This window comes from Marinobacter sp. V34 (genome assembly GCF_055524115.1).
In genome coordinates, this window is the sequence record NZ_JBUPZY010000006.1 from 273,028 (window position 1) to 284,679 (window position 11,652).

Annotated in this window: 5 protein-coding genes; all 5 read right to left on the bottom strand. The window is 58.9% G+C overall.

The genetic code is table 11. The annotated features are described in order from the left end of the window. Window positions 1-5: 5 nt before the first annotated feature. The gene (locus AC0B60_RS12435; RefSeq protein WP_465086133.1) at window positions 6-965 is read right to left on the bottom strand and encodes a TAXI family TRAP transporter solute-binding subunit; all 960 of its coding nucleotides are present in this window, start codon (window positions 963-965) and stop codon (window positions 6-8) included. Between the two features lie 245 nt (window positions 966-1,210). Next, entirely contained in the window at window positions 1,211-2,401 is a 1,191-nt protein-coding gene (locus tag AC0B60_RS12440) for an HlyD family type I secretion periplasmic adaptor subunit (protein WP_465086134.1), read from the bottom strand. Then, a complete protein-coding gene (locus AC0B60_RS12445; protein ID WP_465086135.1) occupies window positions 2,394-4,556 on the bottom strand; it encodes a type I secretion system permease/ATPase in 2,163 nt (720 codons plus the stop codon). The genes AC0B60_RS12440 and AC0B60_RS12445 overlap by 8 nt, the downstream gene beginning before the upstream one ends. Beyond that, window positions 4,553-5,827: a TolC family protein gene (locus AC0B60_RS12450; RefSeq protein ID WP_465086136.1), complete on the bottom strand. Its 1,275-nt coding sequence runs from the start codon at window positions 5,825-5,827 to the stop codon at window positions 4,553-4,555. Before AC0B60_RS12450 ends, AC0B60_RS12445 begins: the two co-directional genes overlap by 4 nt. After that, on the bottom strand, window positions 5,824-11,652 hold a 5,829-nt coding region (locus AC0B60_RS12455; protein WP_465086137.1), incomplete at its 5' end, for an Ig-like domain-containing protein. The genes AC0B60_RS12450 and AC0B60_RS12455, both read right to left, overlap by 4 nt.

An 11,652-nucleotide genomic window follows, 5' to 3' on the forward strand; every position in this document is an offset into this window, starting at 1 on the left:
TCCGGTTATTCGCGCAGGTGGTCCGGCACCGTGGCGCCGGCTTCCTCGTAATAACGAATCGCACCTGGGTGAAGCGGAATGGGCGTGGACTCCAGACTGAACTCCACGGTGGTGTCGTCAGCGGCCGGGTGGATCGCCCGCAGGTCTTCCACTTTCTCAAACAGAAGCTTGGTAACCTTGTAAGCCAGCTCCTCCGACATGGCGTTATTCACGGTGAGGACGTTGGGAATACCAATGGTGGAGGTGGCCGCATCAACACCTTCGTAGGTACCGGCACGCAACTGGTATGGCGCGAACACCGGAACGTCGGCCCTGGCATTGGCGACTTCTTCCTCAGAGAGGGAAACCAGTGCGATATCGCGCGTGGTGGCAAGGCTGACGATGGAGCTTGTTGGCGGACCCACACTCCAGAACCCGGCGTCGATGTCGCCATCGCGAATGGCATCGGCGGATTCGTTGAAGTTCAGGCCGCGAACGTCGAAGTCGTCGAAGCTCATGCCGTTTGCTTCCAGCAGCGACTTGGCGTTGACTTCGGTACCGCTGCCGGGCGCGCCGACAGACACACGCTTGCCAGCCAGATCTTCCAGCGAGGTAATGCCGGAGTCCGCCAAGGTAACGATCTGAACCGCATTCGGATAAAGCGAAGCAATGGCCAGCACATCCAGCTTATTGCCATTGAAGCGGTCACCACCGTGGTAGGCCTGATGTACGGTATCGGCCAGAGCGATGGCCAGGTCGGAATCCTGGCGATGGACCAACCCCATGTTTTCCACCGAAGCGCCGGTGACCTCAGCAACCGCGTTGTAACCTTCAATGTGGTTGCTGATCAACTCGGCAAGCCCACCACCCAGAGGATAGTAGGTACCGCCAGTGCCACCCGTGGCGATGGAAAGATTCGTTTCCGCCTGTGCGGGAGAAACACCGATCAGCGCGGTTGCGCTCAGAGCAAGGAATAACTTACGCATGTTTGTTACCTCGTTTTTGTTTGAATAGCGTCGGGACAGGTGAATCCCGTTGACGTCTACATAGGACAGCAGCTTGTGTGCCAATTCCCGGATAGGCGTAGATAGTGGGCCGCAGAGCGAACAGCAGGAATGAATAGGCGGAATTCCGCCTATATGGCGAGACGACGGTCAGCGAAATTCCGCCGACCCCGACCGCTTTCTTAAACTCTTCCAGCTATATAGAAATCTCTGAACAGGCATACGTTTTAATATAAACGTGCCTTGATAATGGGCTTCAGAAGATAGCTAAGCAAGGAACGCTTGCCCGTCTGGATATCGACCTGGGCCACCATGCCTGGGCGAATCGGCAAGGTTGCCCCATTGCGCTCGAGATAAGCCTTCTCTGTGCGAATCAGCACCTCGTAGAAAGCTTCTTTGCCTCGCGGCGTTTCCTCTTCGATGGTGTCCTCACTGATTTGCTCTACCTCACCCTGGAGGTCACCGTAGATGGTGTAGTCATACGCGGTAATTTTTACGCTGGCGGGCATTCCAGGTGCCACAAAAGCTACGTCTTGCGGGCTCACCTTGGCTTCGATCAGTAATTCTCCCTCGATAGGCGTAATCTCCATGATCGGTTCACCGGAGCGGATCACTCCACCCTCGGTATTGATCAGAATGTCATTAACCCTGCCGCGAACCGGAGAGTATATTTTTGTACGCTCAAGCTTATCTCGCCTCTGCATCAACTTCTGTTCAAGGGAGCTTACCTCCGCCTGTTTGGCGGACAGTTCGGTGTAGGCATCCTGCACATAGGTATTGCGCAGCTCTGCCAGACGCCCGGCCAGGCCTGCGATGGTCTGGCCCAATTTCAGAGACTCCATTTCGCTGACCGAACGCCGCTTGACCAATGGCTCTACCAGTTCCAGCTGTCGGCGCGCCAAGCTCATTTCCTTGTTGATGGATCGCTCCGCCTCACTCATCCGTTCACGCCGGGCACGAAACAACGCTCGTTCTGAACGCGCCAGTTCGCCTTCAGGGTCCAGTGTTTCGGGAAAATCAATTTCATTACTCTCGAGCACTTCCGCTTCCAAGCGTGCAATGGATGCGCGCAATACGGCGATCTGGCTGGCGATCTCCAGGTAGGCACTCCGGAACTGCGTATCGTCTAGGCGCGCTAATAGCTGCCCCCGCTCCACGCGATCACCACGGCGCACCATAAGCTCGGCCAGAATACCTCCATCCAGGCTCTGAATAGTCTGCATGCGGCTCAGAGGCACGACCTGCCCCTCACCACGAGTGACTTCGTCAATCTCCGCCCAGGCCGACCAACCGATGAACAACGCAATGACCAATAGACTGCACCAAAGTATCGGATGGCTGGCCCGATAATGACGGCTGAGGCTCGTATCGCCCAATTCACTCAAAATGCGCAATGTTTGAGTATCCCGACTAGCCATCCTGGCGCTCACTTTTCTTCACGGCATCGCGCTTCGGTGCTCGCACCAGGTTACCATCAACCACCGCACCCACCGGGCCATCCATCACGACCTGACCATCCCGCAGCACGACAGCGCGTCCCACCAATGACAGAAGCGCGCGCTTGTGTGTCGACACCACCAGAGTGCGGCCCACCAACCAATTCTGCAGGTAATCAATGATCTGCTTTTCGTTGGCCTGGTCGAAGGCTGACGTTGGCTCGTCCATCAATACGATACGTGGGTCCTGGAGCAACAGACGCGCCAGCCCGATAGCCTGCCGCTGGCCACCTGAAACACTACCACTGCCCTGGATCGGTAGGTCCAGCCCCAACGGATGACGGCGCACGAAATGCCCCAAGCCCACAGCTTCCAGCTCTGCAAGCAGGGTTGCATCATCATGGGCCGCGTTGTCCAACAAGAGATTTTCACGCAGAGTGCCATAGAACAGGCCAACATCCTGAGGCAGGTATCCGATCGCGCGTCGACGATCTGCCGGCTCAATCTGGCCCAGGTTGACGTCATCCAAAACCACACGCCCGCCATCGGGATCGCTCAGCCCGGCCATCAGGCGCAGCAGCGATGATTTACCAGCACCGTTTCCACCCAGCAAGGCCACACGATCGCTGGCATGCACTTCCAACGATGAAATGGCCAACGCTGCTGGCGCCTCATCCCCGTAGCGCAGCGTAACGTCTTCCAGTTGATAGTGGCCCTTCAGCGAAGGTTTACGTGCGAAGTCGCGCCCCGCCGGACGCTCTACCGGCGCGTTCATCAGCTCGTCGAGCCCCTCCATGGCAACTTTGACATGCTGCCACCGCGTTAGAATGCCGGCCACCTGAGCCATTGGCGCAACGGTACGCGAAGCCAGAATGGTGCACGCAATCAGCGCCCCGATGGTCATCTCGCCAGCACCGATCTGGTAAACACCAACCATTACCACACCGATATAACAAAGCTGCTGCACCATGATGGCACCGTAGCCGAGCATCGATGACAGCCGCCGCACACGCACGCCGACCTCAGCGAGATCCGCTGAGAGATGCTCCCAAAGCCGGAGGTTGCGCCCCTCGGCCCGGGTCGCTTTGACTGTTTCCAGGTTTTCAATGGACTCCAGCAGCACTCCCTGGCGTACGGCGCCCTCGCTCAAATTCTGTCGGGAGAGCTTGGCCAGATGCCCTTGAGCCAGGAATCCCGGCAATACCATCAATATCACGGCAACCAGTGGCACCCAGACCAAAGGCCCGCCGATGTAGGCAATGACACCCAGGAACAGAACGACAAAAGGCATGTCGCTGATCGCTCCGATGGTCGAGGACGTGAAGAACTCACGGACCCCCTCAAACTCACGAATCTGTGAACTGAAGGCCCCCGTTGAGCCAGGCTTAGCCGCCAACTTGAGTTGCATCACCCGATCGAACAGAAGCCCCGAGAGCTGAAGGTCCAGCCCCTTGCCGGTTACATCAAGCAGGTGAGCGCGCAGACTGCGCAGCATAAACTCCATCACGATCGCCAACGCCACACCACTGGCCAGGATCCACAACGTATCGTAAGCGGAGGTAGGCACGACTCGGTCATAGACCTGCATGGCGAAGATCGCCGTCGATATGGCCAACACATTTGCCATCAGCGCCGCGATGCCAACCTCACCCCAGGTCCGCCAACGCTGTTTTAATGGCCCCTTAAGCCAATGCTCGTCCTGCTTCCGGGCGAAATCTCCCGCTCGCTGGTCGGGCCGATAGGCCTGACGCGCGACAATGGCGTTGCCAGCGTAGCAGTGCACCAGAGAGTCGCGGGTTATCTTTTCCTTGCCACCGCCGCTCTCCGGCACCAGGATCACCGCCTCATCGTCCTGCCACTCAACCAGCAACGCAGTAGTACCGTCCTGCTGAATCAACAAGGCAGGCAAAAGACGCGAGTCCACCTGTTCCATTGGCAACGCCAAAACCCGCCCTTCAACGCCAACCCGGTGCAGCGCCCGCGAGACCAGCTCCAACGGCAGCCGCCCCTCTTCAAGCGCCAGGCCATCACCCAGTTCAGCCACAGTGGCGGTAACGCCAAGCTGCCGGCAGAGCAACACCAACCCTTCTCGCAAGGGGTCTTCTGGGCGCCGAGCATGTTCATGCTTCCTTGTCATAGTGCTTCGTTTCCGTCATCGACCTTTGAGTTCAACACCTCATCCAATCGGCCTAACCGAGAAGCGACGCGATATTGAAGGCGAACCTTCTGACTCTCAACCTCACGGATCTGACGTTCGGTATCAAACATATCCCGCTGAATGGGGAGCAGATCTTCAATATCCCGCAGACCAGCCTCAAACTGTTCCTGATACGCCTCCGCAACCTCTTCAGCACGACCTAGCTGCACCTTGAGAGATTCGAGTCGCCAGCCCAGCACCTCGTGTTGCTCAAACCAGGCCGTAAGCTCCCGACGCAATTCTCGTCGCGTCGCTCTTTGTTGCCACCTCGCGGCCTCAACCTGACGGCCGGCCGACTCCACGCGACGAAAATTGGAGAGTCCTTGAAAGGAATCTATGCGTAGGCGCAGGGCGATCACGGCATCCTCTTCCATGCGACCGCCAATCTCACGACGCATCAGGGAGCCCTCCAGGTTAAGACGGGGCTTCAGCGCTGCACGCGACTCTTCACGCAGCGCAATGGCCTCATCGACTTCCTCGCGGACCCGCCGGTACTCCGGTGCCTCGGCCACGGCTTTATCAAGCAATTCGGAGCCTCGAAAACGACCGATAATGGCTTTTGGATCCGGTTGGGACAGAGCGTCAGCGGCATAGCCAATCAGCTCGCGAAACTGAGACTTGGCGTCTGCCAGCGCTCCTCTTTCAACGGCTAGCTGTTCCCGAGCGCGAGCCAGTTCCAACTCCGCCCGCCCGGCCTCGGAGCGACCAACGTAACCCAGCTCGCTTCGATCATGGCTGAGCTCTGCAAGCTGCCCTAGCCGTTCTATATGACGTTTCACTGCGGCCGCTCGTGATTCATACAGCAGCACGTCCAGATAAACCTCAATAATATCCAGAGCTGCCTCGGCGCTCGTGATCTTGAGCGCCTCCAATTTCTGGCGCTCCACCGCCGACGCGCCCTCCACCTGGGAGTTGACCTCTCCCCAGTCGTAAAGCGTCTGACGTGCAGTAACGTCATAACCGACTTCGCCCCACAAGGAATTCTCCGGACCGGCGCTAGCCTGGACCGTCGGCCAGTAACCATCAACGGCGATGTCAACGTTCATACCCGCAGCTTCCACTTCGGCACGAGCTGCAGCAACGGAAGGGTGGTTGATCATTCCTCGGTGAACCGCCTCTTCCAGACTTATGGCCCCCGACGGTGACGACGCCAGCAGCCCGATGCAGGCCACGCCGACGAGTAATGAACTGAAGCGCAGCCCGGGCGTCAAGAAACCTCCACGTTAATACCGTCCTGCACCAGTACAGTGGCGTCATCGAACGAATACTCAGAGTAGGCCACTCCGTCACGCACGACCGAAGCGCCCACAACCCAAGCCTCACTGCCGATATTCAGGGTGTCCTGCTCGTCGCCCTGAACGATCAGCATGTTGTCCTCGTCCGTCAATTCGATGAGCTCATCACTATCCAGCGTCAGGGTACTGGTGCCATCACTCTGGCCCAGATCAATCTGCTCTATTCCCGAAACTGGCCCCGTACCGGGGTCGGTCATGTCCAGATTGATACCCCCGTCCAGCATCAACTCATCGAAGCCGTCACCACCGTCAATTGCCGCAAACTGATCACTGGTCGTCCAGATAACGTCATCACCGCTCCCCCCACTAAAGGTGTCCTGGCCGGCTCCGTCTATCAGGATGTCGCTGCCATCACCGCCATCCAGAGTGTCATCACCTGAACCTCCCCGGACCAGATCGTTTCCTCCCCCGCCATAGAGAGCATCATTTCCGTCATAGCCGTAAAGGCGCTCGTTTTCTCCTGAGCCAATAAGCGTATCGTTACCGTCGCCACCCTCGATGATTTCGTCGGCGCCGAGAAGCGTTTTGAGAACATCGACCGAGGTCAATTGGCCAAGCGAGGCAGAGTCGGTGAGGCCTGCGGCATTGGTGGCAGTGATGCTAGTAGCCGCTAGCAAGTCTGCTTGCACATCGATACCGAGACCCAAAAGAGACTGACCATTCTCGAAGCTTACGGTAGCCAGGAATTCGTTAATGGCGAAGTTGTCGATGTCACCATCATCGGCCGCCGTAATGGTCAGCACGGACGATGGCGCAACCAATCCCAGCAAGCCGGGATCGTTCTCCACACTAAACTGCAGTCCAAGCTCATCTGCCAGTTGTGACGACGCCGTCAAACTCTGCTCGTCAAGGTTGACGCTGAGTATTGGTTGATAGGCCACTTCGACGGAGCGAAGCTTGCCCCCTGCATCCAACGCGGTGAAATCCTGATTATTGAGATTGAACAGCCCCAGCGCTTCCACGCCAACAACGCCCAACAATGCGGAGGTGTCGACCTGGACAACAGGAGCAGGCTGACCGGGTGATGGCGCAGGTGGTGTGCCACCAGTGCTGTCAAACTCCACCTGAGTATCAGCCGTGTCGCCATCGTTGTCCGAGACACCAGTAGTGACCGTGGTCGTACCTCCCACCATGTCAGTATCTGCCGTGGCTTCGTCGACAAGCAGGTTGCCCTGATTGAGCAGAGCGGCAATCACGTCCTGATCAGAGGCGGCATCTTCTATCAGGTCAACGCCTTCCACGACGATTTCCTGATCAACCTCCGCAGCGCTATAGCCCCCGAGGAATTCACCGGTGCTGCTAATGAAAATCGTGGTATTCGTACCATCAAAAGCGAAGTGCAGATAATTCGCCAGGTTGCCTGGATTCGATCCAATTCGACCTTCACCCTGCAACAGACCGGTTAGGTCGAGTATGTCGCCATCAGCAGCTACTGATATGAAGCTGAAGTCGGCCACGGTATCGACCACTGGCGTACCGGCCACCCCCTGGTGACCGTCTTCCCAGCGGAATACATCACGACCACTGCCACCCGTCAGAGTATCGGCACCGGCGCCACCAATCAGGATATCGTTACCGTCTCCGCCATTGAGCGTGTCGTCGCCAGCGCCGGCACGCAAAATGTCCGAGCCACCAAGGCCATCGAGACTGTCGTTCCCATCATAGCCATAAGAACGATCTGAGCCCTCGGTACCAGTCAGGGAGTTATTTCCCCCATCCCCCTCGACCAGATAATCGGGCGAGTTATCGTTCAGCAGATCGAGTGCCAAAAGATCGCTACTGCTCTCACTCACCGTGTTATTTTGGGAATCAGTCGCTTCGATAGAAAGTGTCGGCGCTACACCCACCTGAAGAACCGGATTGCTGAAATAAACGGACCCCAGATACTCATTTAGCTGCTGGTTATCGAGAGTTCCTCCACTCTCGGCTGAAATTGTCATGGACGCGGTCAGCCCCAACAACGCCCCGAGATCGTCGGTTTCTATGGAGAAGCCGAACTCTTCAGCCAGTTCCTCCGAACCCCGAAAACCTGAGGGCCCAAGATTAACGCTGAGAACAGTAAAATTAAGGGTAACTGACTCAATGTCATTGTTTTCATCTGTTGCAGCAAAGGCCTGTTGCTCGCTGAAATTAATCAGGTTCAACGCATCTGCGCCAACCAATCCAAGGAGGCTATTCGAATCGCCCAAAGACACCTCAGGGCCGACCGTTTCCTCAACCGGCAACTGAGAAACGCCTGTGTGTGTGTACTCATAGCTACCGTCGAACATGTTCACGACCAACGACTCACCTTTCATCGTTTGAACAGTGAGTTCTCCTGTCGTCGTGTTGTAGTCTTCAGAGGAGAAATTCAGGACGCTATCAGAGGCGCCACCCGCCGAGACCGAATTGGTTGCCGGGTCGAGCTCAAAGGTATAGCCATCTACCGTCACCGAGGAAATGTGCCCGCCATCAGCACCAAACGACTCAACAAATGAGCCGCTCTCGGTCGTTGGTGTAGAAGTGATACTGAACAATACCGGATCTGCCGCTACCGGCATGTCATCCTCGACATTCACGACCAGCGCGCCCTCATTACTGGTATTGCCAGCGGCATCCGTCGCACTGACGCCGAAGTTCAATGTCAGGACATCTTCAACACTGTCACCGGGATGGTCCAGCGGTGCCTCCAGCGTAAAGCTGTAAGCTCCCGCCGTTGTCAACGTCAGGGTAGCAACGGTGCCCGCACTGACGGTAGAACCCGTCAGAGTATAGGTGTCTCCAGAGAACGCGCCTTGCCAGGAAACGGTCTCCCCGCCGGAGGTAACCGATGGCGGCTCGATGACCGCCACCTCCGAAACAGTGGTTTCCTCCGCGATGGACAGAGTGCCACCCACGGTAGCGGAGTCTCCTGTGTCACCAGGCGTGCCGGTAGTGTCTGGTTCACCACCCGGCAGGCCTTCTTCTGAAACAGCACCAAGGGCCTCGCCGACAACCGGGGGCGTGATGTCTACGTTCACCCCGACAAGGCTGCCGCTGGCACTGGTGTTGCCCGGCGCATCGGTCTGGCGCGCAAGCACATCACCTTCGGCGTACTCGCCCGCCGGAAGCTCAAAGCTATTACCCGTGCCCTCACTCCAGGTGACACCCCCATCAATGGAATACGACCAGGTCGCTCCAGGTTCCAGGCCATCGATCGTGACCGTGCCGTCGCTGGTCACACCGTCACCGTCTGCACCGGTGTCATTCGCCAGGGCGAGCGTCGGCGCACTCGGAGCAACCGTGTCCACGGTCAGGTCGAACGTTGTACTGACTGACGATTCGTTCCCCGACGAATCCGTGGCTGTGGCCGTGAAGCTGTGCCCGCCCTCGGCCAGGGTCGGAGCTTCAACACTCCAGTCACCCTCGGCATCTGTTAGGGCCGTACCGATCGCGTTACCATCCTGGAATACCGTCACCGTGCTACCTGCTTCGGCAGTACCCGTCAACGTCGGCGTGGTCTCATCGGTACTCGATCCGGTCGGCAGACTACCCGTCACATCACCGGTATCGTCAGTGGCTGAATCAATCGTCGGGACATTTGGGGCAACGGTATCCACGGTCAGGTCGAACGTTGTACTGACAGGTGATTCGTTCCCAGACACATCCGTCGCTGTGGCCGTGAAGCTGTGATCACCCTCGGCCAGGGCCGGAGCATCAACACTCCAGTCGCCCCCGGCATCCGTTACCGTTGTACCGATCTCGTTACCATCCTGGAACACCGTCACTGTACTGCCTGCTTCGGCAGTGCCGGTCAACGTCGGTGTCGTCTCATCGGTACGCGATCCGCTCAGTAAACTACCCGTCACATCACCGGTACTGTCAGTGGCTGAATCAATTGCCGGAGCATCTGGGGCCGCCGTGTCCAGCGTGAAGGTGACTTCATTGGTGTCCAGCGAAGCATTGCCCGCCTCGTCGGTGATCACCGCCACGGCATTCGACAGCCCGTCGGCAAACGGACCAGTCAGAGCCAGGCCAACGTCGCCAGCCGTCAGGTCGGCCGCCGTCACGAGGTGCTCGACCGTATGCTCAACCGCATTCCCATCGGTCAGCGTCACCCTGACCGTGTCCCCTTCCTCAGTATCGGGCGTCAGGGTGACCACGGCCTGGATGCCGTCGCTCAGTTCATCATTGCCAATGAAGCCGTTATCGGCTTCGGGGATCACCAGCGTGGGCGCATCGGTGCCGTCCGCGCCTCCGGGGCTGGTGTTGTCCACGGTCACACCAATCAGGCTGCCGCCATCACTGGTGTTGCCCGACTCGTCGGTCTGGCGTGCAAGCACATCCCCTTCGGCGTACTCGCCCGTCGGAAGTTCAAAGCCGTTACCCGTACCGTCGGTCCAGGTCGCCCCTCCGTCAGTGGAGTACGACCAGGTGGCATCAGGTTCCAGGCCGCTGACCGCGACCGTGCCGTCGATGGTCACGCCGTCACCGTCTGCGCCGGTGTCGTTTGCAAGGTCCAGCGTCGGCGCATCCGGGGCAACCGTGTCCACGGTCACCTCGGCCGGGGCACTGGTGTTATCAGCTTCGTCGGTGGCCGTCACACTGACGTCGGTGCCATCGCCCAATGGCGTATCAGGCGTCACCGACCAGCGGCCGTCCACATCGGCTTCGGTTGTGTAATCCGCCGTTCCGTCTCCGTCCGTGTCAACGCTCACCGTGCTGCCCGGCTCCGCCGTGCCGGTCAGATCACCATTGCCGGCCGGGTCAACGGTGACCGACGGCGGCGTGGTATCAACCGTCAGCGTGCCGCTGACGCTACCAACATTGCCCGACGCACCGGTGGCGGTTACCTCAACGGTGTAATCGCCCTCGGCCAGCGACGGCAACTGATCGTCCGCCAGGGTCCAGGTGCCATCGCCATTGTTGAGGGCGTTGTAGTCATTGCCATCCACGGTCACGGTGATGTCGGCGGCCGCACTGTCCACCGTTCCGCTCAACTCCGGCGTCGTGTCGTTCGTGGACAGACGGTCGAAGGTCACCGCCGGCACGGAGGTATCCACGGTGAGTGTGCCTGTGTTCGACCCTTCGTTACCCGCCGGGTCAACCGCAGTCGCCGTGACGGTGTAATCCCCCGCACCCAGCGTCGACAGGGTGTCGTCTGCCAGGGCCCAGGTACCATCACCGTTGTTGGTGGCGCTGTAGCCATTGCCATCCACGGTCACGGTGACGTCAGCACTCGCGTCATCCACCGTGCCGGTCAGTGCCGGCGTGGTGTCATTGGTAATCCGGGGGTTCACGCCCACCGACGGCGCCGTCTGATCCAATGTGGTGGTGCTCGCCACCGAGCCACTGTTGCCAGCCTCGTCCGTCACCGTCATGGTCACGGTGAGTTCACCGTCGGCCAGACCGCTCAGGTCCTGGCCGGTCACGCTGACGTTGCCGCTGCCGTCGACGCTGATCGCGCCCGCAGCAACCGTGACAATGCCTGAGTCGCCATCGGTGATTTCAATACGGTCAACGGTGGCGCCGGTTTCCACCTGGCCGTTCAGACTGACACTGTTCGACTCGGCGGCACCCAGAAGGTCATCACTACCATCATCGAAGGCGATGCTGTTAGCGCCCGTGTCCGGGACCGCCGTGTCCAGCGTGAAGGTGACTTCATTGGTGTCCAGCGAAGCATTGCCCGCCTCGTCGGTGATCACCGCCACGGCATTCGACAGCCCGTCGGCAAACGGACCAGTCAGAGCCAGGCCAACGTCGCCAGCCGTCAGGTCGGCCGC

Bases quoted from the DNA above. Each gene is read 5' to 3' on its own strand.
- AC0B60_RS12435 (WP_465086133.1), bottom strand. From the start codon at position 965: ATGCGTAAGTTATTCCTTGCTCTGAGCGCAACCGCGCTGATCGGTGTT.
- AC0B60_RS12445 (WP_465086135.1), bottom strand. From the start codon at position 4,556: ATGACAAGGAAGCATGAACATGCTCGGCGCCCAGAAGACCCCTTGCGA.
- AC0B60_RS12440 (WP_465086134.1), bottom strand. From the start codon at position 2,401: ATGGCTAGTCGGGATACTCAAACATTGCGCATTTTGAGTGAATTGGGC.